Source organism: Enterococcus gallinarum NBRC 100675 (assembly GCF_001544275.1).
Classification (GTDB): domain Bacteria; phylum Bacillota; class Bacilli; order Lactobacillales; family Enterococcaceae; genus Enterococcus_D; species Enterococcus_D gallinarum.
The window spans coordinates 1-25292 of the sequence record NZ_BCQE01000007.1; the positions used below are offsets into that span (position 1 = coordinate 1).

23 protein-coding genes are annotated in these 25292 nt (G+C 39.8%); 3 read left to right on the plus strand and 20 right to left on the minus strand.

What is annotated here, in order from left to right:
• The first annotated feature begins 13 nt into the window (after window positions 1–13).
• Window positions 14–553 (plus strand): VanZ family protein, encoded by a 540-nt coding sequence (locus EG2_RS04980; protein ID WP_249024273.1) that lies wholly within the window; start codon window positions 14–16, stop codon window positions 551–553.
• Between the two features lie 131 nt (window positions 554–684).
• On the opposite strand, the gene EG2_RS04985 is transcribed toward EG2_RS04980, so the two are convergent.
• From EG2_RS04985 to EG2_RS05035, 11 genes are all read right to left on the minus strand, one after another.
• Window positions 685–1056 carry a YccF domain-containing protein gene (locus EG2_RS04985; RefSeq protein ID WP_060813898.1) on the minus strand — a complete coding sequence of 124 codons (372 nt, stop codon included), beginning with the start codon at window positions 1054–1056 and terminating at the stop codon, window positions 685–687.
• A gap of 102 nt (window positions 1057–1158) precedes the next feature.
• A complete protein-coding gene (locus EG2_RS04990; protein ID WP_060813773.1) occupies window positions 1159–2199 on the minus strand; it encodes a DUF1002 domain-containing protein in 1041 nt (346 codons plus the stop codon).
• A 588-nt stretch (window positions 2200–2787) separates the two neighbouring features.
• Window positions 2788–3792, minus strand: a complete 1005-nt coding sequence (locus tag EG2_RS04995) for an SIS domain-containing protein (RefSeq protein WP_060813774.1) — start codon at window positions 3790–3792, stop codon at window positions 2788–2790.
• Window positions 3793–3802: 10 nt separating this feature from the next.
• Window positions 3803–4852: an SIS domain-containing protein gene (locus EG2_RS05000; RefSeq protein ID WP_060813775.1), complete on the minus strand. Its 1050-nt coding sequence runs from the start codon at window positions 4850–4852 to the stop codon at window positions 3803–3805.
• Between the two features lie 12 nt (window positions 4853–4864).
• A complete protein-coding gene (locus tag EG2_RS05005; RefSeq protein ID WP_060813776.1) occupies window positions 4865–5686 on the minus strand; it encodes a PTS system mannose/fructose/sorbose family transporter subunit IID in 822 nt (273 codons plus the stop codon).
• Window positions 5670–6452: a PTS mannose/fructose/sorbose/N-acetylgalactosamine transporter subunit IIC gene (locus tag EG2_RS05010; RefSeq protein WP_060813777.1), complete on the minus strand. Its 783-nt coding sequence runs from the start codon at window positions 6450–6452 to the stop codon at window positions 5670–5672. The genes EG2_RS05005 and EG2_RS05010 overlap by 17 nt, the downstream gene beginning before the upstream one ends.
• 17 nt (window positions 6453–6469) lie before the next feature.
• Window positions 6470–6940, minus strand: a complete 471-nt coding sequence (locus EG2_RS05015; protein WP_060813778.1) for a PTS sugar transporter subunit IIB — start codon at window positions 6938–6940, stop codon at window positions 6470–6472.
• Window positions 6941–6950: 10 nt separating this feature from the next.
• A complete protein-coding gene (locus EG2_RS05020; RefSeq protein WP_060813779.1) occupies window positions 6951–7370 on the minus strand; it encodes a PTS sugar transporter subunit IIA in 420 nt (139 codons plus the stop codon).
• Window positions 7371–7453: 83 nt separating this feature from the next.
• Entirely contained in the window at window positions 7454–10228 is a 2775-nt protein-coding gene (locus tag EG2_RS05025; protein ID WP_060813780.1) for a sigma 54-interacting transcriptional regulator, read from the minus strand.
• A gap of 99 nt (window positions 10229–10327) precedes the next feature.
• Window positions 10328–10669 carry a hypothetical protein gene (locus EG2_RS05030; RefSeq protein WP_060813781.1) on the minus strand — a complete coding sequence of 114 codons (342 nt, stop codon included), beginning with the start codon at window positions 10667–10669 and terminating at the stop codon, window positions 10328–10330.
• Entirely contained in the window at window positions 10651–11313 is a 663-nt protein-coding gene (locus EG2_RS05035; RefSeq protein WP_060813782.1) for an acyltransferase family protein, read from the minus strand. Before EG2_RS05035 ends, EG2_RS05030 begins: the two co-directional genes overlap by 19 nt.
• Before the next feature lie 207 nt (window positions 11314–11520).
• Here EG2_RS05035 and EG2_RS05040 point away from each other — a divergent pair, with 207 nt between their 5' ends.
• Window positions 11521–12318 carry a helix-turn-helix domain-containing protein gene (locus EG2_RS05040; RefSeq protein ID WP_060813783.1) on the plus strand — a complete coding sequence of 266 codons (798 nt, stop codon included), beginning with the start codon at window positions 11521–11523 and terminating at the stop codon, window positions 12316–12318.
• A 174-nt stretch (window positions 12319–12492) separates the two neighbouring features.
• On the opposite strand, the gene EG2_RS05045 is transcribed toward EG2_RS05040, so the two are convergent.
• The 9 genes from EG2_RS05045 to EG2_RS05085 all read right to left on the minus strand — a co-directional run bounded on the left by EG2_RS05045 (window position 12493) and on the right by EG2_RS05085 (window position 23192).
• On the minus strand, window positions 12493–13200 hold the full coding sequence (locus EG2_RS05045) for a B3/B4 domain-containing protein (RefSeq protein ID WP_060813784.1): 708 nt from the start codon (window positions 13198–13200) through the stop codon (window positions 12493–12495).
• A gap of 499 nt (window positions 13201–13699) precedes the next feature.
• Window positions 13700–13957, minus strand: coding sequence for an LPXTG cell wall anchor domain-containing protein (locus tag EG2_RS05050; protein ID WP_060813785.1), 258 nt, complete (start codon window positions 13955–13957; stop codon window positions 13700–13702).
• Window positions 13958–13977: 20 nt separating this feature from the next.
• Entirely contained in the window at window positions 13978–14613 is a 636-nt protein-coding gene (locus EG2_RS05055) for a hypothetical protein (protein WP_060813786.1), read from the minus strand.
• Between the two features lie 48 nt (window positions 14614–14661).
• Entirely contained in the window at window positions 14662–15183 is a 522-nt protein-coding gene (locus tag EG2_RS05060; RefSeq protein WP_060813787.1) for a hypothetical protein, read from the minus strand.
• Window positions 15184–15186: 3 nt separating this feature from the next.
• Window positions 15187–17385 carry a pectate lyase-like adhesive domain-containing protein gene (locus EG2_RS05065; RefSeq protein ID WP_060813788.1) on the minus strand — a complete coding sequence of 733 codons (2199 nt, stop codon included), beginning with the start codon at window positions 17383–17385 and terminating at the stop codon, window positions 15187–15189.
• Between the two features lie 1141 nt (window positions 17386–18526).
• Window positions 18527–19183: an ABC-2 transporter permease gene (locus EG2_RS05070; protein ID WP_060813789.1), complete on the minus strand. Its 657-nt coding sequence runs from the start codon at window positions 19181–19183 to the stop codon at window positions 18527–18529.
• Window positions 19183–20031 carry an ABC transporter ATP-binding protein gene (locus EG2_RS05075; RefSeq protein WP_060813790.1) on the minus strand — a complete coding sequence of 283 codons (849 nt, stop codon included), beginning with the start codon at window positions 20029–20031 and terminating at the stop codon, window positions 19183–19185. The genes EG2_RS05070 and EG2_RS05075 overlap by 1 nt, the downstream gene beginning before the upstream one ends.
• 3 nt (window positions 20032–20034) lie before the next feature.
• Window positions 20035–20406 (minus strand): GntR family transcriptional regulator, encoded by a 372-nt coding sequence (locus EG2_RS05080; protein WP_060813791.1) that lies wholly within the window; start codon window positions 20404–20406, stop codon window positions 20035–20037.
• A 164-nt stretch (window positions 20407–20570) separates the two neighbouring features.
• On the minus strand, window positions 20571–23192 hold the full coding sequence (locus EG2_RS05085; protein WP_060813792.1) for a VWA domain-containing protein: 2622 nt from the start codon (window positions 23190–23192) through the stop codon (window positions 20571–20573).
• Between the two features lie 207 nt (window positions 23193–23399).
• Between EG2_RS05085 and EG2_RS05090 the strand changes: the two genes are divergently transcribed.
• Entirely contained in the window at window positions 23400–24920 is a 1521-nt protein-coding gene (locus EG2_RS05090) for a helix-turn-helix domain-containing protein (protein ID WP_060813793.1), read from the plus strand.
• The last annotated feature ends 372 nt before the right edge of the window (window positions 24921–25292 follow it).

The window sequence follows — 25292 nt, forward strand, 5'->3', positions numbered from 1 at the left end:
GGAGTAATCAATAATGCAGTTTACGATCTCTGGTCTGGTCTTAACCCCGTTATTTCTTGTTACTTGCTATTTGATTCTACGTTACAATGCTGCTCAGCTTTCACTTTTTCAAAAAATAACGGTTGGAGCCTTTGTTTTCTATAGTTTCGCTGTCCTTTACTTGACTTTTTTCCCTTTTCAAATCCAAACAGGGGTCTATGCCAATCAATCCGATTGGCTCAGTCGCATCAACTTCTCCTTAGCAGCAGATCTTTCGATACTCCCTAATCTCATTATGTTGGCGCCATTAGCTGTTTTTTATTATCTGATGGCTAAAAAAACTTCTGTCTTACGAGCTGTTCTGCTAGGGTTTTTAGTCAGCTTTAGTATCGAAGTACTGCAGTTTTTAAGCAATTATTTCCTAGGCGGCTGGCGAGGGGCAGATGTCGTGGATTTGATTGCAAATACCGTTGGGGCACTACTTGGTTATTTACTCATTCGCTTTCTTTTCACTGTGCTCCCTAAGCGATCTTTTCTTAGAAAATTTATGCTTCATTCCCCTAGTGAGTCGTAAATCAACTATCGGAGCAAACAAAAAAGAGCCCGTCAAAAGGCTCTTTTTCGTATCTGTCTATTCGAAAAGAAAATCTTGCAGTTTTACTAGATGGGTATTGCTGTTGCCGGAAATCAAACAAGTCACTTTGTTTAGCGATTTGTTGAAACGATCGTGGCACCAAAAGGCATCAATGCTAGACCCGCTAGTTTCAGCGACTGTTTCGCAAAAGGAATCCCAATAATCGTAATCGTTAAGAGAATGGCACTCATCAGATGAGCGATTGCCAAAGGTATTCCTGAAAAAATCAGCCACAGGATATTCAATAGCAAAGAAACTCCTGAACCACTATAGACAACTTCTTTTCCAAAAGGAGCCAATGATAAAGAAGCAAATTTAAAACACTGCAAACCAATCGGGATGCCGATGATCGTTACACACCACAGACAACCGGCCAAAAACCACGAAATTGCACCAACCAATCCACCAAAAATCATCCAAATCAGGTTTCCTAAACAACTCATACTCATCACATTCCTTTCCTTTGAAAAAAGCGGCCATCATAGATGACGACCGCCTTGCATTATCCTTCGTTCGTTTTTGATTACGCCCATTTAGCCAACTGCTTATTCGTTAGAATTTCCGCCAAACACACCCGTGATCGAAGACCAAATTCCACTGAAGAAGTTTTTAACGTTTTCCCATAGTCCTTTGGATTTTTCTTCAATTTGTTTGCGCGCTTCTGAAAGATCCAACTCTTTGACAAAATCTTCAAAAATATTTTTGTCTTTCATGTTGCTCATCAATGTTGTCAATTCAGTAACTTGATCCGAAGTCACGATTCCCTCTAAACCATTGTCTTTCAATGCTTTTTCAACAGTTGCTTGAATATCTGATTGAGTCAATTCTGAGCCATCAGCTGTTTGAGCAGCTAGCTCTGTTTTCGCTTGTTCTTGTGCAGCATTCAGAGCTTCATCAGAATAGCCTTCTTTGTCTTTGTTTTCTTCTGTAATGGTTGATAAGACATCCATTTCATCTTGCGCAACACTGACACGATCTTGATTGATGATGCCGCCGGATTCTTCAACGATTTTATAGACTCCTGCCAATGCCCCAGAACCGTCAATCGGTACAGCAGAAGCTACTGTCAGCTTAGCATCTGTGATCCCAGCAGTCAGTGCAGCATTTTGGTATTGTGCGGCAGTGATGCGGGTGATATTTTTAGGTGTCGCAATGTCCACCGTGATTCCTTCACCGCTATCAAGGGTCTGCATCCGGACAGAACTATACACCGCCCAATCTTTAGTAAAGCCACCATCAGGGATATATTTCATTAAATCGGAACCTGAAGTCGTATAGATCGGTGTTTCTCCTTTGATCCCCAGTTGATCTAGGGTATAGTTTTCTTGCTCTTTTGTTAATGCATTACCGATGGCTACCGCATTGATCTGCAGTTTTTCTTTACTATCCGTCGTAGAAGTCGCAGTTTCTGAGCTTGCTGTATCTGAAGCTGCCGAAGACGAGGTTTCGATCGTTTGTGAGATTGCTGAGCTCCCTTCGCTTGAAGTTGATTCTTCAGCAAATGCTAATGGTGCGGCAACTAAAACTTGGCTAGAAACCAAGAGAGTGGCTAAAATCATTTGTTTTTTTCTGATATTTTTTTTCATAGTATCCTCCATCTAACTATTTTCCTGTTTCTATTATTGTACTATAAGAGATACGTTTCGACCTACGGCTAGGGTCGGATTTGAAGGAAAATTTATGATCTCATCTTTTAATGAATCGAAAGGAATGTTTTTTTATCAGAAAAAATAGCCGGTTGAAAGGGAATCCACGCCATTCTTTTTCAGCATGCAGCTGATTTTTGGTAGCGAGAAACAGCTGTCGTTTCGTTGAAAATTATTTGCACAGGGTCTTTCCCTCTGCTTGATATCTGCTTGATCAATAACCTATTTCGACTTTCGGCTCTCAATCGCTACGATTTGATGGCCAGAGGTAAAATCAACCCTTAGTTCTTTCTAGACTTTTTCCTGCACAAAAAAAGCTAGCACTTAAGTCCTCTCCCAAACGTTTGATTTATCATACCGGAAATTCAAGGTTTCCGATATGATCACTTTTCATTTCATTTGATCTGAACTTATGTCCTAGCTATTTTACGGTGCAACGCTCTCTATTCTTTACTTGACAAGCACGTTTTCTGTGTGAGAAACAGCAATCGCATGTTTTAGATAAGAAGTCTTGTTGCCCCTTGATGATCAATACTCAAACTGGCGATAGTAGCGTCGTATCTCCATTGGGTGGCAATTCATTTGCTCGACGTAAGCGTCGATGCGTTGTGTCACGCAATGCATTAACAAATGCGACAACACTCGACCCCGATATTTCTCACTGATTCCTGAAACAGGATAGTCTTTCGTGTCGATCAATGTATAGTCGCCACAAATTCGTGGCAATAATTTAGCCACTCTTTCTGATAGTGGGCGTTGTTCGTCTTCACCTAAAAAGACCGTGACAGGTGTTGTCTCATCAACGATTTCCAACGTCCCGTGAAGAAATTCAGCGGCATGGATTGATTTTGAGCGTAACCAGCTTTGCTCCTCCCAGTAGCACATAGCATAAGAATAGACAGCGCCCCATTGATTTCCCGCACCGATGAAATAGTGCATCGCATCATGACGATGTTTTTCCGCAAACGATCTGCCAAATTCATCCGCTTGTTTCTCTGCTTCTACTAATCCTTTTGCTAGATGCTGATCCAATTCTTGATAATACTCTTCGTAATCAGGAAAATCCCCATGATTTTTCATTAAACGATCCGCAACCATAAAGAATTTGATTTGTTCTGTTCCTGGTGCAGGATACGTGATGACATGGTCACACTGTTCTGCCAAGACACTGCCTTTTGTATCAATAAATCCTAGCAATGTCGCTCCTACTTTTTTGATTTCTGCGACAGCCTTTACCACTTCTTGTGTCGTACCAGTGACAGATGACAAGATAACTAATGAGTCTTTTGTCAAGCGACGGTTCCCTGTTGTATAGTATTCCGCCGCATGTTGGACATAAACAGGCAGATCACTTTTTCCATTGATATAAGTAACTGCTTGCATAGCAGAAGCATACGTGCCGCCAATTCCTAGATAATAGATCGCATCAAAGCCTTTTTCGTCAAGGGTGTCGACCAACTTTTCAATTTCTGGGCGCAAGTCTAACATTCCTTGGATATCGTCAATTTGTTGTTGTTCATTAAATTTAAGCATTTTTCCACCTCTAAATTTTACTTTTTAACACTTGATCAAAATCGTCAAAAATACGTTTACTTAAATCGATTCCTTTAGCAGCTGCCCCAAGATAGGAGAAAATTTGAAACGGAATAACTAAGAGCAACGGAGAAAAAAGTTCCTCACATGCAACATCCAGCCCAAGTGTATCGGAGTCAGCCGCTGCTGCTACAGTGATTGTATAAGCTTTCCCCACATGAGAAGTCATATAATCACGCAATAACTGAGATCTTGTTTGATTCGAGCTTGGCGCTTCAATAAAGAAAAGCACATGTTCATGGTTTGCTTCAAGATAAGGACCGTGCATATACGCTTCTAATTCCACGCCTTGAGAAGGTACTCGAACAGTTTCGGTAAATTTCGTTTCAAATTCTTTTGCGGTTCCCCAGTTTGGGCCGTAACCAATTGTCACAAACCGATTGGCTAGTTTAAAAGTACTGACGTTTTTCTCAAAAAAAGCTATCGTTTTATCAATGACTTGAGGAACGGCTTCAATCATCTTCTCTAACTGGCTTTTGATAATCGACACTTGGTCATCGGACAATAAGCCTTTGCTGTAGCCAATCGATACGCCTAACAGATAGAGTTGCAATACCGTTGCGACATATCCCTTCGTCACGAATCCAACGGTCTCGATCCCGGTTCCTAGATCAATTCTTTCGTTTACTTTTTGCACAAGGGGGCTTTCGAGATCACTGCTCAAACCGATGGTGTAAAGACCTTGCTCTGACAAATGGGCCACGGCATCTATTGTCGAGGCACTTTTTCCACTTTGAGAAACCGCCAGAACTGTCTCAATTTCTTTTGAAAGATGACCATAATGATTAAAGTGGTATGGTTCCTCGATCGTGACAGTGATCTGCGCCAACTTCTCCAGTGCGTACTTTGCTGCTAAACAGGCATTGGCAGAAGAGCCTGTTGCCAAAATCATTAAATGTTCAATCGCTGATCTTCTTTCTTCTTTTTTAGGAACAAATCCCTGCAATATCTCAACTAATGTTTCTTGCTCTTCCTGAATATAATCCATCATCGTTGCCACAACAATTCCTCCTTAAAAAAGTCCAATCAAAGATCCCAAAATACCAACTACTGCTAATCCAAGCAGAATAATCAACGGCTTGACTTCTTTTTTCAGCAGATAAAAGACAGCCCCAAACGCACCTAATGATAAAATTTTCGGGACGATATCATCAAAGATACTTTGTACTGTAACAGCATTTTCACCCGAACCGATCTGTAATGGGATATTGATATCGATCATCGTAGCTGTCATTCCTCCCACAACCATCAATCCAATGATCGCGGCGCCGTATGTTAAGCTTTCCATCATACCGTTTTCCTGGATTTTCTTTAAAAATCCTGTTCCAAGCTTATATCCCCAACCAGTAGCAAAATAACGAAACAGTAAATGAGGAATATTGAAAATCAGCAGAAAGAGAATCGGTCCCAATATGTTTCCTTGTAAAGCCAATGAAGTTCCTACTCCAGTGGCGATCAGTCGTAACGTTCCCCAAAAGAAGGAATCCCCAATCCCAGCTAAAGGTCCCATCAAGGATGTCTTGATGTTATCGATCGCTGAGGAATCAAAATTTTGATCATTCACATTTTCTTCTTCCATCGCTGCATTGATTCCTAAAATAAGTGTCACGATATGAGGGGTCGTGTTGAAAAATTCTAGATGACGTTTCAATGCATCGGCCATCGATTCTTTTGTTTTGTAAAGTTTCTTTAAAATCGGAATCATCGCATAGACATAAGCCAGGTTCATTTGCCGCTCATAGTTCCATGAGAACTCCATTTGAAACGAACGCCAGAAGACACGATTCAATTCTTTTTTGGTAATTTCGGCTTTCTCATTAGAAGTCTTCATCATCTAGTACCTCCCCTGAAGTCGTTTGAACAGATTGCCCTTGTCCGCGTATGTTTCTTAGATTCACAACTACAACGGCTGTTATCGCACCAAAGATTGCAATTCCTGTAACAGGCAGCTCTAAATAAGCTGCTAATGCAAACCCTAAAAAGAAATAAGGAGCAACTTGTTTATTGATCAGTAACCTAGCCAACATGGCAAATCCAAGGGCTGGGATCAAGCCAGTTGCGACTGATAAACCATTCTGTACAAAGGCTGGGATCATATCCAACAATTTACTAATCGTATTACTGCCTACCATGAAGGAAATCGTAACTACAAGGGCCAACATCAGTGATAAGCCAAAACCTGCCAATAAGTGCATCCTTTCCACACCTTTGTAGTTACCATCTGCCGCGTACAAATCGGCTTTTTGGTTCATCATAGGAATGAGCAGTCCCAAGTAAACATTTTTCAAGATAAGTGTCAATGTTGCGATCGGGAGTCCTAACAATAAAGCCGTCTCCGTTCCCGCTCCTGCTGTAATTGCAAAGGCTGTACCAAGAATCCCACCAGTTACGACATCGGGTGGAATAGACGCACCAACAGAAAAAGAGCCGATAAACGCTAGTTCCAGTGTTGCGCCCATAATGATTCCCGTGCTTACGTCCCCTAATACGATTCCTGTAAACAATCCAGTAACAATAGGACGCGACAGTAATGACGTTCCTAATGCGTATTCAGACTGCGCAATAAATGCAACGATTCCAAGTAATATTGCTTGCAGCATCTCTGTTACTCCTTTCTTTATAAAACATCTTCGACAGCGACTTTTTTATCTGAAGGTACCTGTCGGATATCGACAGCGATTCCTTTAGCAACCATTTTTTTCAGAAGCTCTTCTTCTGCTGGTAAAACATTGACTGCTTTGCCAATCATTTTAGTTCCTTCTTTGGCTTTGATCCCACCCAAATTGACTTTAGTGATTTCTGGATAGCTTTCTGCTAACTTATAGGCATCTTCAATGGATTCTACTACGATAAACAATTTGTATTTATCAGTCACGCCGCTTTTCAGCGCATGGATAGAATCTTCGATCGTTTTGATCACTAGCTTGACGCCTTGTGGTTTGGCTAGTTTGATCGTTGTCTTACGGATGTCATTTGTCGGCACATCATCATTAGCGATCAAGATGCAATCTGCACCCAAACTTTGCGTCCAAGAAAATGCGACTTGTCCATGTAATAGTCGATGATCGACTCGTGTCAAAATAATCATGTCGTTCCTCCTAAAATTCTTCTTCTTCGATTTCTTTTGCTACACTATCATTGCAGAACTGGATCATATCTTTCGAATTAGCCAACGTTTGATGGATTGTTTCTGAGATGGCACCTCCTCCTTGAAGTTGTGTTGTCAATTCAATCAACAATGGCAAATTCAATCCTGCGATCAAGTAGAAATTCGGTTGTTGGATATAACGTAAAAATTCATTGTTCACACTGCCACCGAAAATATCTGTGATAACGATCATTTCATGCTGTTTATAGGTTTCCATCAGTGTATCTATAGTTGCCGTTAGATCGAATGCTTCTTGAACATAACAATCAATGGCAATGACTGATTGTTTTTTTCCACAAATAAGTTCTAAAGAATGCAAGATTCCTGATGCAAATCTACCGTGTGATGCTAAAATAACGATTTGCTCCACTGCTTTCACCTCTCTTTGCGCCAAGTTACACTTTATTAAACGCAAAAAGCGTGCCAAAAAAAGTGGCACGCTTTCCTTATCGATTAAAAATCCGCTTCAACCATTGAAGAATCAGTGTTTCCAAATAAAACATCATAGATATAGCAAACTTCAGATTCTGGTATCGTGACACTGTAAACCTTTTCAATGACACTAAACGCCTTTTTGATCTCTTTCAGCTGTTTTTCATGACACTGGAGCAGTGTGTCGCTGGCATGGTAATTCTCAATGGCTTCATTTCGAATCAGTCGTTCGATCAAACAACTCGTATGGACAAACAACGCAAGCTTGCGGTCATTAGTGATTCTTTGCTGCCACATACGTTCCAGATTCCCCACAAAGAATTCCATTTGAGAAATCACTTTCTCTGTATCTAGAATCGTCACAGATTGAATCACTCGATCTAGCGAAAAGTTTCTTACTAATTGATTGTTCACATACGCAATCATCTCTTCATCCAATTCTTCTTTCAGCCAACTTAATAGTACTGCTGTACCTGCGCCAGAAATCAGTTCTTCTAAAGAAATAAAAGGAGCCAGCTCTTGACGAGGTTTGTTGGTTCCTACAACACCAACAATGTCATACGATGTCAAAGCCTGCTTGACATGTTCCCTATTTTCCAACTGATTGAACTCATAAGGGAGAATTCGAATCTGTAAATGATCTGGAATGCTCTTTTCTAATAAATTAGAGATTTGAACCGCAGTTCCAATCCCTGTTGAACACGTTGTGATGACAACTTTCTCTTTTTTCGTTTGCGGAAGAATAATCTCCCATTCATTTTGACTGTAGGCATTTACCCGTTCTGGAATTTCCCTCAACGAAACATTCTGCTGGATACATTCCCCCACAGCGATGGCTACACTTGTCGTTACATTGTTCATCATGACGATTGGAACCGTCAATTCTGGAATATACTGATAGATTTCTTTCAACGAACCCATGTCGAACAAGACCACTAGTCCATTAGATACATCATTTTTTTGAATATATGCGGTGACCCTTTCTGCAATTTGCTTAGGCGTGACATCTAATGGCATATCGAAAGACTGAAAAACCGATTCATTCAACAAACGATTCGCTACATTCGCAATACTGCTGGCAGTTGCGTAGCCATGGGCCACGATGATACTTCTTGGAAGCAATGAATCTTTGGTATACCCCATATCGTTGATATAGAGTGTAAAAATAATGCGGTCCATACTCGTTAACTCGATATCCAATGCTTTTTGCACTAGCCCTAACAGATTTTCGGTGTAGCGATCACTTGTCGAATAATGCTTTTTAACGCTCTTCAGTAGGTTCTCTGTCAATAAAAGTTTGTCTTGATCATCCGGCAGCCACTCCACATTTCGCCGCAGCCATAAATAATAACTGATCGTATAAACCATGCTGCCGTTAAAGCTGATTTGGAAGGAATGTTCGATCTGCTCCATCATTCGCTGGACGTGCTCGGTCACAAAAATCATCGTCCGCTGCTTTTGTTCTTGTTTATGATCAAACAATAAATTTTCGAATAGTCTTTCAATCACTTTAGAAATAGGATCAGTTGCAGCTGTAAAATCCTGTCCCGCCTGGACATAATTGAGTAGGATCTGTTCATATGTTTGAATGATCTTTTGTTGTTCTGGCTCACTTTCGGCAGTCAGCTGCTGGATTTGCGTTTGCCCATCAATAAGAATCGATTGCGTCGTCGCTGACTCATTGGGTTCATCTGTCAATTGCAGTAAATGTTCTGGTAAATGATAGACCGTGACTGCTATTTCTTTGGCTTTCCGCTTTAGACTAGCCGTATAGCTTTTGGCAGTAATAATCTTGATCGTACTTTTCAATTCACCGACATTCCCAGAAAAATGACTCGTCGTTAACATTTCGATCACTTGAGGTGAGAGTTCTAACGGCAAACCGATGCGTTTTTGCTCTTCAAAAAATGCTTGCAAGATTAGTTGCTTCCGTTCGGAAATCGTTCGTTCTTCCAAAGCAGGCAATGTCGCTTGGATCGGGATTCGCCGCAAAAAAGTTGTTAGAAAAGTTTGTTTCAAATCTTCTGTCGTTGCAAACGCCAACCGACAATCCAACGTGATTGGTCGTCTTGTATCCCCCATTCGATAGATGACACCTTGATCCAGAAAAGTGAATAATTTTTCCTGCCCTTCAGCATTCAACCGATGAACTTCATCGAGAAACAAGACACCGCCGTTTGCTGCTTCAAAAGCACCGCCACGATCTTCTTCTGCTCCGGTGAAGGCTCCTTTCACATGTCCAAATAAATTACTAGTCAATAGCTCTTGGTTATTGGCGTACTGTGCGCAATTGATGGTTATCAGCGGTGCATCGCTCTCTAACAATTCATTTGCCACACAATAGTGATGGAACATTTTTACCAGAAAACTCTTCCCCGTCCCACTTTCTCCCGTCAGCAAGAAGGGAAGCCCACCATTTGGATAGAAGGCGGCCATCTTGATCTGTTCAATGACTTCTGCCAGACTGCCTTTGCTGCCGATCACACTGGAAAAGAAATCTTCTTTTTGATCAAAAAAAGGTTTTTCCGCCGCAACAGCAGCCAGACTCTCGTATACGTTTTGTGTTAAGGGGTAGTTTTGGCTCTCAAATGCCTGCTTATGAAAAAAATAAACGGGTCGGGTCGCAATTTTCACTAAACGACCTTCTTCCGTTAGCTGATTCAAATAGTGACTGATCGTGTTTCTCTTGACTGAAAACTTCTCGGCAATATCTTTCGCTGTGAAGACATCGCTTACATTTTCTACAGAGAAAAAAGCCGTCTGGTTTTGCAAGTAAGCAAGTAATTGTTCTTTCATCGCTGTTCTCCTTGTCCTCTTTCTCCGTTTATCATAGCTTACGTTCCTGGAAAAGCCAAGAGGTGCTGTAAGAAACAGTTTTCTTTTAGTTTATTTGCTTCACCATTCCCCATATTCTGCTTGATAAAGGGTATCAATGATTTTGACAAGATTGACTTTGACAGCGACCAATCCACTCACGCCTAGTACAGTGAAAACAAACAGGGGTATGCCATGAAGTGAAGCTATCGTTTTGCCACTCTCCAAGACAAAAGGATGGATAAAAAAGAATGCTCTGCTTCCTTGCCGTAATAAAGAAGACTGTGATGATTGGATCTTGCTGTTTTTCACTAAAAAAGCAGTCATAAATAATGCAACTGGAACCATCATCAATAAGAAATTTTTATCATCTCCTTGATTGATATAAATGATTCCACCTTCGATCAACAGAAATAGTAACAATAAAGCAATTTTCTTCCGTAAATGATTTTGAAATATGGAATGTTTCTGATAGTCTGCCAAGAATGTACGCAAAGCAAAAAGATAAAGCTGTAAAATAGACCATTACGTGTTGTCAGAAATAAGCTTTTGTAAATATCATAGAATGTCAGCAATGGTCCCTCCAAATAACTGGAGTAGGTTTCTGAGGAACCAATCACATAGAGAAAACTAGCCAGCCCAAATTGGATAGGATAGCCCCACTTCCTTGTTTTGTGGACAAGCCACATCCCGCTGATCAGTGCCGGAAAATACCATAAGTGATAGCAGATACCGATCATAAAAAAAGCGAACCCGAAGGCTACGGGATAGAAATACACAGGGAGCGCTAGTTGCTGAAGATACATCATGCCATATGGCAGATAGATTATTGACCATAGGATATATATTTTTAACTGTCGCAAGATCCACTCTTTTAGAAGATACTGCTTTTTCCGAAAAAAGTACCCATTCAACACCAAAAAGAATGGTACCGCCCAGCGACAGAGGAGACTCTTTAAAAGAAAATGAACCAAATCATTTTCAGCAAGTCGCCCACAATGTACTAAAACAACCAACAGTGCAGCAAAACATTGCGCACAATCCAATAACGAGAATTTTCTTTTCATTCCTCTTCCCTCCGCTTCTTTTTTGACGATACTTGTTCGTTCTCATCAATCAAAGCGACAAAGGATTCCATGCCATATTCTTTTCTGCAACAAAAGAAAACATTGCTCCATCAACATGTTACCCTTTGTTGCACCCGAATATTCCCGGGGATTATTGGGAGGGTTTAGAATTTTTGCTATAATGGGAAAGACAAAACGGAGGAACCTATGAATATCGGAAAAATTATCAAAGAAGAACGATTAGCGAGAGGATTGACGCAAGAACAATTGGCCAATGAGTTTTTTGTCACCCGTCAGCTAATCTCCAAGTGGGAAAATGAAAAAAGTTATCCTGATTTAAATCAGGTGGTCAAGCTCAGTGATTATTTTGAATTGCCATTGGATTATTTACTGAAAGAAGATCAAGCAATGGTGACGGAACTAAATCTCGATAGTCGAAAAAAGAGATGGGGGAAATGGTTGATTGGTATATTGTCCGTTCTTTCTATCATTTTATTAACCGTATTAGCGATTGGTTTTTGGATCGATCCAGTCATGCTTACGAAAGAAGACATCACCATCACTGGAATCAAAAAGTACCGATTGCCAGAAACAACCATCACCAATAAAGCCACCGGTCAAACCGTTCGATTACCAGAAGATGTAGAATATTTGATTTCTTTTACAACGAATAAACCACTTATCAGCTTGCCAAAAATAGCTGGCTACAAAAACTATAGCAATGAGAAACAGAGTCTATTGCTGGCAGAGGGGCATCACGAATTGGAATGGGGCCCCCGGAAAAGCAGCATTCTTGTTCGCAGTTCTCGAGAAGAAAATCTATCCGATCCGCAATTGAATTTTGGCAAAGACCTTTATTTGTATAACACGAAAAAAGCCGGTGCTGCTTATAAAAAAGATTCCTCAGCAGTGAACAGAGTCAGCATTCCTACAGAAGGAGATTTGTTATTTACCACTGAAGAGCTGGACGCACTGCCTTTTGAAAACGGCACACTTTCTTACTGATTATCAGAAAAAAAGAGTCTACTGTAGGTTTTTAGTCAGCGAATCAATAAGAAGGTAGCTTTGGGTGAAGCTGTCTTTTTGATTTCACTTAAAAAGTCCTACCGTAGACTCTTTCTTTTACATTTACAAGTAGTTGTATCATTAAAAAACATTCACTATAAAAATAAGTCAAGCTTAAATCGTTACTTCCGTATGATCACGACTCAAGACATACAGGCTGCTTTCGATTTTGAAGTAGTCTTCGACTAATTTTTTCAACTCAGCCATTGCGGCATCGGCCCGCAAATGTTGTTCTTCATTGATTGATTCAATGAACAATACTGCGTTGACGGTCTCTTCTTTTAACATCGTGCGTTGCGCTTCTCGCCAATTTAAACAGCGGCAGATGGCTCCTTGCTCGTCATAGTAAATCAATTCTCCTGCTAGAGCTGGCGCATCCGTCTCGGCTCCTAATGGGAAAAATGACTCCCCACCCTTGGCTAATCCGAGGTGTAAATCACCTGCGATTGCAGCCAAATCTTCTCCACCTAAAGGCATTCCATACTTCATAGAGACACTATTGTAGAGATCTACTAATGGATTGATTGGAAAAAAAGTTCGATCTTGATTGACACGCTTCAACAACGCTTCAATGGAAGAACGGGCACCTTTTTTTGTCTTAAATTTTTGGAAAGCTTCCCGCCACTCTTGGACAACTGGATTTTCACTGAAGGTTTCATTCGTTAAGAATTGCTTAGCTTCGCGTTTGCCGTTTTCCAGCAATTCGGTAAAATAACTTTCTTTTGCAGGATCTATTGAATTGTCGATCCCTTTCACAACGAGACAACTAATTTGTGCTTGGGGAAAGATTTCCCAGAATGCTTGATCAATACAAATTTTCATTCTTTTCACTCTCCATTGCTTTATTTGAATCACTACAAATTACTTTGCGACTGACCGAACCACAGATACAGATAAAACGCCCAGGCTCTTCTTATGATTATACACGCTTTCCTACACTTTAAGAAGTGGAAGAAGTAGTGAAAGACGGCTCTCTTTTTTCGCTAAAAACGATTCAAGAACTTTATTTTTTCCAAAGTATTAGCCTAAAATCGTTTTATCATATTTAGTGGCAATTCTCACAATGCATGAGTGCTTGGGGGCTTATCCACTAGGTAAAAACATTCCTTTAGTTTCGTCGGATTGTTTAAAAATTGCACTGAGATAGAAGTTAATGCAAAAGAAATAACCAATACTTTGACAAGATTGGTTATTTCTACAAAGGTATTTAATGGTTATTCACATCATTGATGAGATGCGTTTGAAGCCGATTAGTATTCGCCAATAATTAACTCTGATGAAACTATCCTTTCAACCAGGGGCAAAAGGCAAAATCCCAAGTTCATTCAGATTGCTCGCCATTTCTACTTAAAGTGATCAATAACACAATAAGTAATATCCCTATTCCAGACAAGGTGAAAAAAGATTGGCTCGTTTCTCCTGTTCTGGGATACTCCCGCGTTACAACATAATGTGGAACAACCGAAGCAGTCGTTACTTCTTCCAAGTGATGATTTAATTCATTGATACTCTCCGGATTGCTGTCGGCTGTTTCAAGCCCTAATTGACCGAAAACTTGAATATCAGTTGCAGTAGCCATGCAATCACCCCATTTGTTTTTTAGTTCCAACTAACTGCATCAAACTTAAGATTCAACGTATAGTTTACGTTGACTTGTGTGGTGGTTGTAGCACTTCCTGTATACGTGAATGTTGCTTTATTGTTTACTGGCGTTGCGGGCGTATCACTAGCTTGCTGCTGATTTTTTACATTGGCTAAAGTAATCAGCGGTGCATTTAAAGAAGATACGACAGTCCCATCTGTAATCAAATTCGTTGAAGCTGTTGTCGCTGTGTTGCCTGCTGTTCCGGTAACTGCTAGTTTCAAAGTAAAGTCATTTGGCAATGTGGGATTCGTTCCTTCTGCTTTAAAGCCATTCGCAGTTACTGTTACTGGTCGCCCCGAATTGTTAAGAATTGTATAGGATGGTGCTGAAATCGTATGATTAGCCACAGTGTTATAAAAAATCGTTTTTGTCGGTACAGTCACATTGATCCAATTCGTATCTCCTTCAGGAATATTCGCATTTGGATCTGTGTTGTCAGCACCTAACGTTCCATTGACTTGAATATCAGCGGTAGTTTCGCCACTAATCGTTTGCTGACTACCACTTCCTGAACCATCTTCCGCGTAAACAGCTGTTGCCGTCCCGAGAACCACACCGGATGTTAGTAATATAGCTAGTAATTTTTTCATTATAAATTCCCCCTTATTATATAAAACAAAATGTTTGTAATACCTAAATTATTCAACAAGGAGCGTGACGCCTGCAGAAACTTCTCCTTGCTTTTTCTTTGTTTGCGGATCATAGAGGCTAAAATTAGCAGTAGTATGATACTCGCCCGCAGATAGCGATTGTTCTAAGTGAACCTGTTTAATTTCTTCTCCGGGATAAATTGCACCGGATGTATAAATAAGCTGACCCGTTTCATCCTCTTTGATCTCGACATTGATCGGATAAGCATTGCTTTCAGGGTTTTTAATTGCTAACTGTCCTGTTTGAGTTTTGCTATCGATGATTGCTTCCGAGACGATCATCATGTTGAAATTACTCGCATCAACTTTCTTCTGAGCAAGAACTGCTAATTCTTTTTCGGACATTTTTGTCGCATCTTTTCCTTCTGGCAAGAAATCCCCACTGATGACTGTCATCGGTATCGGTTTGGGAGACAAGAAGAAATGGTAGACTCCGTAACCGCCCAAAAGTAAGAGTAAAAGAAGGAGCAATAATAAAATTCGTTTTTTTCGGTTCTTTTTTTCTTCCATAATTTACTCCTCTTGATTTGTATTTTGTGCTGTAATAGCAAAAGAAAAGCGGTAACTGATCGCTTGCGGACCATTCATTGGCCCAGAATAGTTTCCAGTGAAATAAAGAGCTGCCTGATCATCCGATTCCCAAAATGGATTGAGTTGAATACTCGGCTGATCCATATTCTCTTTTTCAATCAATGGTCCCATCGTGACTCTTTCTTTACTATCTACTTTTTCTGCAACTAAAGAAAGCTGCAATTCCTGCTCATTACTTAGAAATTGATCCACTAACGAAATGATTGAAGTATTCTCAGGATCACGAGTAATACTTTTTAATTTTAGAACTGTTGGCACATTGCCAGCATTTCTCACGGTATATTCGTCTAGATTTTGTTGTTTTCCGAATTCACCAGGAATCGGACTATCAAAAGCCATCGTCTGATTGGAAAACTGCAGCAGTGTAAATTTAGGTACTTCTACAGCCACTTCTTGCCAAAGGCTTTGGAACAAATAACCAGGAATACGAGACCCTTCCACTTTCGCATATAAATAATAGGTGGCTGCAGTTAATTGTTGGAAAGTTGCCTTTGTAACGGTTCCTGTCGATGGAGAATTTTGTTCTAAGGTTACTTCCTTGCTCTGAAGAACCCCATCTCCCGCTTGCTCAATACTATCTTGAGCAGTTGGATCTGAGAGATCTGAGCCTGCATATAATTGTTTGGCAGCTAATTTATATTGAACTTGTTTCCCAACGAATGATAAAGGCGTTAGCGAATCAATTTGTCCATGGATGTTGCTAATATCTGCAGCAACTTCTGGTATTGCTGATAGGTTTTCAATTTTGGGCATACGACTGTAAGCCATTGAATAACCATTTTCGATAGCAGCTGCTGTAATTGTATAAGCGGTGTTCGACTGCACATCGGCAATATAGGTTGACTGTTGTTCTGATGTTAAGTAATCCATTCTATACGTAGAGGCATCCGTATCTTTGCGAGTGAATTTTGGGTTAAAGCCGGAAGCAAAAACTTGTTTTGACGGATTATTCGTGTCAAAAACTAAATAATCCGGTGAAGATAGATTGAATATCGGGCTATTGCCGGAGAAACTATTTGCTTCTGTCGTAAAATGTGCAATCGAATTTTCAGCTAAGTTCCCGGTCAGCGTACCGATATAACTTAAACTAACGTCATTTGTTTGATAATTCGTTCCATAAAACTTCCTGTAATGTAGCTCTGCTTGTTCTTGGATGTTTAAAGTGGCGTTATCCCCGTAGAAGAGCAAAGGTTTGCTTGTTTCGATCGAAACAAGCGCTCTTGGGGCAATTGTCACGGTTTGCGCAGTACTCCAAAAAATAGCCATAGCCGTAGGTGTATCATTATAGATTTTCGTGTTGCTGTCTTCAGAAAATAAAATAGTCCGGTAACCTTCCACGAATTCTCCGCCATATGATGAACCAGAAGAATAAAAACTATTTTGCCCCCTTAGTTCTAAACTATTCCCAGCATCATTGTTTCCCCAAAAAGGTTGTCCGCCATTTTGAATATTGTAGTTGATATTTTCCACAATAAAGTGGACATTCGAGTTTCCGTTATATAAAATTCCGTAATAGGTGCTATTTGGATAGGCACTGTTCCCAAACGATATATTTTTGTAGGTGATCGAAATATTATTAGCCCCTGTACTAAAATGGGCAGCACCATAACTTGTACCACTATATAAGAAAGCAAATCCGTTGCCATCGATCACCGTATTGTGTCCAATAACCGCAGTGCCATCGTAGACAATATCATTTTGTAATTGAATATATTTTGTTGACCCGGAATCTAAAGAAGCAGACAGTGCTTGTTTGAATTCAGAAAAAGTCGTCACTAAATATGGATTTCCAGCAGTACCTATTTCCTCAACTACAGCTTCAGCTTCCCCTGCAAAAACGGTTGGTTGTTCCATAGATTCTTGTTTCTGAGCCGAAGAGGATTCCGTCGTCAATGAACTTTCCAGACTTTCATCACCTGTTGGTTGGGCAACTTTTGACTGAGAAGACTCCTCTTGAGTGCTTTCCTCGATCAACGATTCTTCTGTCTGTGACTCATCCACTAAAGTTTGTGACTCTGGTATCGACTCTTCAGTTACCGTCATTTCTTCTGCAGCAACTGAAACCGAAAAATGAAAAAATAGGGAAAAGACGATACCTACAAGCTGCATTTTTTTGGACATTCTTTCACCATCCTCAATCTCACTAAGGTTATTAGAAATTATACGGATAATTTTTAGCAAACTAAAATCTAATTTTGGGAAAACTTTTCCCTTTTCTCAACACTTTCAGAAATTTTCCCTAAAATATCTTAAAATACTTTTTTTCTTTTCTGCAAAAGAAGGGACGTCAATCTGACTGAGATTATAACGAACATTCATTCACAAAGTCCGACTCATCTCTACCTTATTTATTATCATTCTATTCTAATCAAATAGGCAGTCCATCAGTATATGTCATATTCATTTATTTTTGCAAGCAATATCCCTTTGTCATTCTCAACACTAGAATTCCTCTTTTATTTTTTTGCTTATCGATTAAAGAAAATTTCTTATTCGCTCTGTATTAGCCTAGACTTACTTATCCAGTAAAATTCAGTGAAAGATTACAGGATAGTATCAGAACTGCTTATTTAGGCCTTTTAAATAGCTTTTCCCCTTTCTTATTTATGGATAAATGATGAGAATTTTTGTGTTGAATCACTGTTTTTGTGTAAAAGGTTGTACGATATTTCACTTATTAAGGTCTGCAGCAATTCTCAGTAAAAATAAAAGTTACCAGGATTTTATCTAAATTTTCTGACATTTATGAGTTAAAAAAGATTATAACATATCGCCGTTTTATATTAAAATATTTTAATGTAGATACTAAAACAACTATTATTTACCTTTATCGCAAAATTTTCTACTTTTAAATGATTCCTGCGGAGCAGATAAAAAGACTAAGAGATCAGCAATTCATGCTACGAATCTCTTAGTCTTTAACTATCGTTCACAGTCTTGTATCAGTTGATTTCCTATAGAAGAATTGTCTGTGAGTGAGGGCGATACCCGTTTTTAGTTGTGATGAAATGATAAATTATTTTGATTAGTACTTGAATGACTTATTGCAATTTGCATTTATCTTTAAGTAAATATTTGGTTACAAGAACGTCTTAGCAAATTGCATTCTAAGAGTGTGTTCTCAATACATTCCGTGTTTCTTTCAATATGGTCAGAAGGAACAACATACGTATCCTCTATCTGGCGAATGGCTGATTTGTTCCCTCAGTTCGTTTCATCTGCTTTTCTGACACGTATTCTCTTTTATTCAAAAAAGAACTCTTTAGAATTGTTTCTTTTTCATAATCGAAATACTGATCCTTACAGAGAGTGCCAAAAGTAGCAGAGCAATTACTAATGCAATAAGAAAGAGCATTCCTATGCTGACAATGGGCAATGTATTCAATTGAGCAATCAGATCAACGTTAAAGAAGAGCTTTGCCCCTTTTACAATCACAACACCAGCGACTACCAGAAGTCCAACAGCAGCAATAATGGCAATTCTGCCCTTTTCGCCGCCAAACTTTAGTTGGAAGGGAATCATGAGAGACTGGATGATGATCATAACAGGCAAAATCATTGCTGCAATCTGCCAGATCTCAGTGAGAGAAGTAGTATCTCTAACAACTGTTGCAATCAATCCTAAGAAAGTTGCCAAAAGCCATGAACTAAATCCCAGTAGAAATCCTAGACAATATTTTTCTAGCACATAGCCCACTCGAGTAATAGGTAAAGTGAATAAAAACGCATATCCATTGTCAAATTCATCATAGCTGATGGTGCTTAATGTGAATAAAGAAAGCACAAAGGTTAAGAAGCCTAGTGGGAATGATACATCCTCTGTAAACGAGATCATTCCTATTGCAATCAAAAGAATAACCAAAAAGAAATTTTTTTGTGTGGCCATCAATTTAAAATCTTTTACCAACAAACCTGTCATTATTCACGCCCCCTTACCATCATCATAATCACTTCATCAATTGATCCTTTTTCAATGACTATTTTAGGAAAATTCTCCATATAAAATTGTTTTTGATTCGTTAAACAACTATAGCCATAGCTTTCTTCTTTGTATCGGAGTATAAATTGTTTATCCAGTTCTTTGTATTGCTCCGGATCAACTTTCAATAGTGCATAATCACTTAACAAGACATCGGTCTCTTCGTGTAAGATCATTCGTCCATCATGGATCATATAAAGATCATCACAAAGTGTTTCTAAATCACTAGAGATATGGGAACTGATCAAAATCGCACACTCTTCATCTTTTTCCATAAACTCTCTCAACATCAAAAGTAATTCATCTCTAGCAATCACGTCCAAGCCAGCTGTCGGTTCATCTAAAAGCAACAATTTAGCGTGATGCGATATAGCTACTAATACTTTTAGTTTTGCTTTCATCCCTGTTGAAAAGTCGTTGAGTCTTTTATCCACTGGGAGTTGGAATCGCTGAATTTGTTCAGTAAAAAAGTCTTCGTCAAATTCGCTATACATTGTCCGCAAAATAGGAATAATATCTTTAATCCTTAAATAGCCGCTGAAGCCAGAATCGGATAAAACAACACCTAACTTTTGCTTCTCTTTTGGGGTGAGTTCTTTACTATCCTTACCTAAAAGTGTGATCTTCCCACTATCAAAAGGAATTAAACCAAGCGCCGCTTTAAACGTAGTACTTTTACCTGCTCCATTTTGACCAATCACCCCTGTGATAGTACCTTTTTGAACTTCTAATGAACAATCAAGAGAAAAATTATCATACTGCTTTTTTAGATGCTCAATTTTCAACATGTTTCAACCCTCCAATATCAATTCAAACAAACTTTTTATCTCTTCATCACTAATCCCGCAACGTCGCCCTTTTTGAATTGCTTGCTCCAATTCCTTTTCTAGTTCTTTTTTTTGCTCTTCCAGTAGAAGCTCTTTATTAGTGGCAGCTACATAGGTTCCTTTGCCATGAACAGTTATGGTAAAGCCTTCTGCTTCCAATGTGTCATAGGCTTTTTTGACCGTTAATGCACTGATTTTCAATTCTTTTGCAAGCGTCCGAACAGATGGTAGAGGATCATTTTCATTAAGCTCGCCACTACGAATATGCCCTTTGATTTGATCGACAATCTGCTCATAAATCGGCACCATTAAGGAAGTATTAATAATCAATCTCACATTTTCTTCCCCCTTCTCGTTACAAACAGTATATAACAGCACACAACTGTTATCAAGTGTTATATACTGTTTATCAAAAAAATTTGAGTTTTTACTGAGCATAAACAAAAAAAGCTAGGCAAAAGCCTAGCTGAGAACACGATTTAATCGTGAAAGATAGATAGTTATTTCATGCGTATGATAATTGTCCCACCTATAACACTCACAATCATGATGCCGAGGACAAGCATCCAACTCGCCTTCTCATCATTTGTCTGTGGAAGTTTTTTATCATTCGTTTTATTTGAAGCGTTTAATGTAGCAGAGTGACTTGATCCTGATTGATTGTTCTGAGTCCCTAACATGGACGAATCAGTTGTGTTTGGTTTCGTAGTACTTGGTTCTGTGCTGCTTGACTCCGTTACGCTTGATTCTGTGACACTTGGTTCTGTCATACTTGGTTCCGTCGTACTTGGTTCTGTGCTGCTTGACTCCGTTACGCTTGATTCTGTGACACTTGGTTCTGTCATACTTGGTTCCGTCGTACTTGGTTCCGTCGTGCTTGGTTCCGTGACACTTGGCTCCGTAGTACTTGGTTCTGTGCTACTTGGTTCCGTCGTGCTTGGTTCTGTGCTACTTGGTTCCGTCGTGCTTGGCTCTGTCGTACTTGGCTCTGTGACGCTTGGTTCTGTGCTACTTGGTTCCGTCGTGCTTGGTTCCATCGTGCTTGACTCTGTCATACTTGGCTCTGTCGTACTTGGCTCTGTCGTACTTGGCTCTGTCGTACTTGGCTCTGTCGTACTTGGCTCTGTCGTACTTGGCTCTGTCGTACTTGGCTCTGTCGTACTTGGCTCTGTCGTGCTTGGTTCCGTCGTACTTGGCTCTGTCGTACTTGGCTCTGTCGTACTTGGCTCTGTCGTACTTGGTTCCGTCGTGCTTGACTCTGTCGTGCTTGACTCTGTCGTACTTGGCTCTGTCGTACTTGGCTCTGTCGTACTTGGCTCTGTCGTACTTGGCTCCGTTACGCTTGGTTCGGTAACGCTTGGCTCGGTGGTACTCGATGTTTCTTTTTTAGTATTGGTAATAATGATGGTACCATCCTCATTGGTTACCGCACTTTCAAAGTCATCTGGAACATTGACTTCTTCGACAGTGTAAAAGAAATCTTCCCCTTGGTTATTGTACTTTGGTAATACTACGTTTTGGCCTTCAACTGGGACTTTTGTGCGTGTTCCTTGATAGCCCTCGCCTTTATTCAAGGTTAAACTATCTGACGTTTGCCAACTTTCAGCACTAACGGTGGTTGTTCTTTTGACTTGGTATTCGATCTGATCAGGAATCTCAGCATCAGGAACATTGACCCACTTCTTCATAATTTTCAATTCTACGACAGGTGCCTTGATGGATGGAATAGGAAAATCTAAATATTCACCATCACTTCCTGTTGTTAATGTCGTGCGTCCGTTACACAAGACCCATGTTTCTCCTTGAAACTCAGCGGATTCTGTATTTATTCGAACCTGATAAGTTAGGGTAAGTTTTTCATTTTCACCTAACGCGATGTTGCTAACAGAGATGGTTTGATTAGCTTCAGTTACTTGAACTGCTGCAACAATTTCAGGAGCTTGGATCCATGCTCCTTGATCATTTTTGCGCCACCCGACCAATTGATAGTGGCTATTATCAAACATACTGACTCCTTGTAAAAGGATGCTTTCCCCCATAGGGTCTGTGATCGTCCCATTGGGAATCGTTTTATCAATGTGGTTCGCAATTTCTTTCAATGCTGAACCAAGACCGCTAAGATTTTCGTCCGTCGTCAAATAATTAGCCGGTGCAGTAGCAAGATTACGGGCAATGTATTCGCCCCTTGCCGAAGGTGCCGTTGCCACTGAATAAACCGTAAAGTTCGATTCCTTGATGTCAACGATCGTTCCTAATGTTTCATCAGTCACCACTTGACTGCTGACTGGAACTGCTAAACTATCTGTTGAAGTCTTACTTGTTGTATGGTATTGAGGATTAGCTGTTTGGAAAGCTTTGGTATAGCTGCTAGTATGATAGCCATTGTAATCATCGATCTTTCCTGTATTGGGATACACAGTTGCATTTTCAGCAGGCAAATAGCTGCGATTGGCACTATCATCGCCAATATGGATAAACATCTTTTCAGCTTCAGGTCGACTTTGTTCAAGGAGCAGACGTTGTCCCTCCATCAAGCCTTTTTGCATAAATGTTCCTGAGTGTGATTCCGCCGTATGCTGTAAAAAATTTTGCAGATAATCGATGTCTGTGGAGAAGCCATTCGTAGAATAAGTTGTTCGATTATAGGCAACAATTCCGATACGAATAGAGCCGTTTGACAGGGAATCTCCTAATTCCTCACCAAATTGTTGCAGCCCTTTTAAGGCATTGGTTAATTTTTCTCCTTTCATAGAGGATGAGTAATCAATCACAAGGACAAGATCAACTGGATTATCTATTTGATTCCCTTTCACATCTAAAGTGACGTCAAAGAGACCTTGTTGCCCAGCTACCTCTTTGACACTCTTCTTTACATAAGCTTCATCATGATAGTTCACATAGTTTTCATTATCAAAATCGACTCCCGGCGCATTGCCGTAATCATAATTATAGGTATCCCCTTGTTCGACACCATCAGTAATGTATTGACCAGATTGATTGTTTTGATAATCAAAATCATAGGTGTCAGCATTTGCTTGTAGACTCATGCAAGTGATCATCAATCCAATAGTTAATAGTAAAAAAGCCAAACTCTTACTTGATTTTATTTTGTTAACTTTCATTTCTTACACTCCTTTACTTCATGTCCACTCATTCGAAGGGAGAATCGTCGTTCACTTGTGGACGAAATTTGCCAAACCAAATTGTAGTTTGTTTTGACAAACAAAAGAGGCAAAAAAATGCAAAACTCAAATACAAATAAATATCCTTTTTTGTGCTATCATGAGAGAAAATTGATACAAAAAAATTACTAGATCGGAGGCAAATCGATGGAGCGATTCCATACATTTTTTGGGAGTGGCCTCAAAAAAGACGTCGAGTTACTGCGCTTTTTGTATTTGCAAAAACGCTTTGTCCCTATAGAAGAAATCAGTCAAACATTAGGTCTCGATCGTCGTTCTGTCCAAAAGAGCTTTGACTCATTGACCAAACAGCTGGCAAACAATCAAGAAGAAAAAAATGAGATCCTAATTGCCAAACACGGATCCGGGTATAAATTCAGCGGCACCAAAACAGACTATAAACGATTGACGAGTCAGCTTTTAGCATCCAATCCTTTTTTTCAACTACTTAAAACCCTGTTGCTGCAAAATGAGATCAACTTGATCCAATTTGCTGCTAACAATTTTTTCTCTGAATCGACTGTTCGTAAAAGAATTTATGAATTAGAAAACGCATTGACTCCTCTTGGCTTTTCTTTGCGAAAACAAAAAGGCATGGTCCGATTGATTGGCAACGAAGCACGTATCAGATATTTTATGGTCGCCTTCTTTTGGCGGACATTCTCTGGGTTGCAATGGCCGTTCAAGGGACTCTCGCAAAAAAAATGCGAAACGATCGCTCAAGATTTCTATCAGAATAACCAGATTCCTTTCAATAAAATCGAATTAAGAATGACGACGTATATTCTAGCCGTCACTATTTTACGCTTTCGCAAAGGGCAGTCGCTCCCAACAGATTCATTGGAGGTGGCACCTTTTCTCGCAGGTGAAGACTTGCAGTTGTTTCGACAACTGACTGATCAAAATACGCCCATATTCAATCGCTTAGCAGAAGAATTATCCGAACACTTCTTTCTACCAGAAAACGAACGCCGTTTTTGTTTTCTTTGGCTGCAATCCAATCTTGACCGTACATTTAAGGAATCTCAGCTAGAGACTTATTTTTCTTCGAATGAGGTGGAGAAGACCCCTACTGCCATTCAAGAAGTGATTGCTTCAATGACATCACATCATGAGAGAAAAACATTCCCAACCTCTCAGAAAAATTTGATGTTGAACACCATTTTAAATGGCATTCTCTCCATTGCGCTTTTTGGAAAAACCGATCATACGTTGGCAGGCTATGACACCGTCCAATTTCTCGCAGAACATTTCCCAGAATTGCGGATGCAGTCAGAAAAACTTTTAGAGCAGACAAGCTTGTATCATGATGAACCACTCAATCGCAAAGGACTTGCATTGCATGTCGCAACGGCTTGGACGCAAGTGGTATCACCAGCCGCGTTTCAGAAACAAATCAGAATCAAACTCGAAACGGATTTACCTTTAGCCGTTTCACTGACAATAAAAAAACTGATCAAAATGCCTTTTCAAGGCTTTTATAATATCGATATTCGCGAACACTTTGACCAAGAGGCCTATGATCTTTGCTTAAGTACCACACCGTTGACTGAAACCTTTGAAAAAGTCCCTGTATTACTGATCAATGCCCAGATCACACTACCTGATTTGTTGGCGATCCATCAAGCCCTCGAGGAGCTGACCCAGCAAAATCGTCCGCACCATTGAAACTCAAGCATGCAGTTATTCATTGAGAAAAATAGGATATCCTGCTCCCTAAACCCCCTTCTTGCTACAGCATTCGTTAGTTCCAGTTAGAGTTTGTTGGAGGAAGACAATTATCTCTTACCTGATGCTGACAAACAATCGTATAAGCAATCTGTCACTATTCCAAATTGGCTGACAGATTGTTTTTTTGCTAGCATTCGGATGGTCTTGATAGATAATCTCCAGTCAAAGTAATTTTTTTCACTACAATTTCTTTCCAAGCAGTGCTTCTCTAAAAAGCTTCACACCTTCGAAAAATCAGCTCTCAACCTGCCATCGTTCTCATAAATACTTTTCTGATTAATTTTTTGAAGAATCAACCGATTCTTATTA

What these genes read in the sequence shown, in the direction of transcription:
- EG2_RS05035 (WP_060813782.1), bottom strand. Translation starts at nt 11,313, where the DNA reads ATGAAAAGAAAATTCTCGTTATTGGATTGTGCGCAATGTTTTGCTGCA.
- EG2_RS05045 (WP_060813784.1), bottom strand. Translation starts at nt 13,200, where the DNA reads ATGAAAATTTGTATTGATCAAGCATTCTGGGAAATCTTTCCCCAAGCA.
- EG2_RS05090 (WP_060813793.1), top strand. Translation starts at nt 23,400, where the DNA reads ATGGAGCGATTCCATACATTTTTTGGGAGTGGCCTCAAAAAAGACGTC.
- EG2_RS05065 (WP_060813788.1), bottom strand. Translation starts at nt 17,385, where the DNA reads ATGTCCAAAAAAATGCAGCTTGTAGGTATCGTCTTTTCCCTATTTTTT.
- EG2_RS04980 (WP_249024273.1), top strand. Translation starts at nt 14, where the DNA reads ATGCAGTTTACGATCTCTGGTCTGGTCTTAACCCCGTTATTTCTTGTT.
- EG2_RS05005 (WP_060813776.1), bottom strand. Translation starts at nt 5,686, where the DNA reads ATGATGAAGACTTCTAATGAGAAAGCCGAAATTACCAAAAAAGAATTG.
- EG2_RS04985 (WP_060813898.1), bottom strand. Translation starts at nt 1,056, where the DNA reads ATGAGTTGTTTAGGAAACCTGATTTGGATGATTTTTGGTGGATTGGTT.
- EG2_RS05025 (WP_060813780.1), bottom strand. Translation starts at nt 10,228, where the DNA reads ATGAAAGAACAATTACTTGCTTACTTGCAAAACCAGACGGCTTTTTTC.
- EG2_RS05055 (WP_060813786.1), bottom strand. Translation starts at nt 14,613, where the DNA reads ATGAAAAAATTACTAGCTATATTACTAACATCCGGTGTGGTTCTCGGG.
- EG2_RS05075 (WP_060813790.1), bottom strand. Translation starts at nt 20,031, where the DNA reads ATGTTGAAAATTGAGCATCTAAAAAAGCAGTATGATAATTTTTCTCTT.
- EG2_RS05070 (WP_060813789.1), bottom strand. Translation starts at nt 19,183, where the DNA reads ATGACAGGTTTGTTGGTAAAAGATTTTAAATTGATGGCCACACAAAAA.
- EG2_RS05040 (WP_060813783.1), top strand. Translation starts at nt 11,521, where the DNA reads ATGAATATCGGAAAAATTATCAAAGAAGAACGATTAGCGAGAGGATTG.
- EG2_RS05015 (WP_060813778.1), bottom strand. Translation starts at nt 6,940, where the DNA reads ATGATTATTTTGACACGAGTCGATCATCGACTATTACATGGACAAGTC.
- EG2_RS05010 (WP_060813777.1), bottom strand. Translation starts at nt 6,452, where the DNA reads ATGCTGCAAGCAATATTACTTGGAATCGTTGCATTTATTGCGCAGTCT.
- EG2_RS04995 (WP_060813774.1), bottom strand. Translation starts at nt 3,792, where the DNA reads ATGCTTAAATTTAATGAACAACAACAAATTGACGATATCCAAGGAATG.
- EG2_RS04990 (WP_060813773.1), bottom strand. Translation starts at nt 2,199, where the DNA reads ATGAAAAAAAATATCAGAAAAAAACAAATGATTTTAGCCACTCTCTTG.
- EG2_RS05060 (WP_060813787.1), bottom strand. Translation starts at nt 15,183, where the DNA reads ATGGAAGAAAAAAAGAACCGAAAAAAACGAATTTTATTATTGCTCCTT.
- EG2_RS05050 (WP_060813785.1), bottom strand. Translation starts at nt 13,957, where the DNA reads ATGGCTACTGCAACTGATATTCAAGTTTTCGGTCAATTAGGGCTTGAA.
- EG2_RS05085 (WP_060813792.1), bottom strand. Translation starts at nt 23,192, where the DNA reads ATGAAAGTTAACAAAATAAAATCAAGTAAGAGTTTGGCTTTTTTACTA.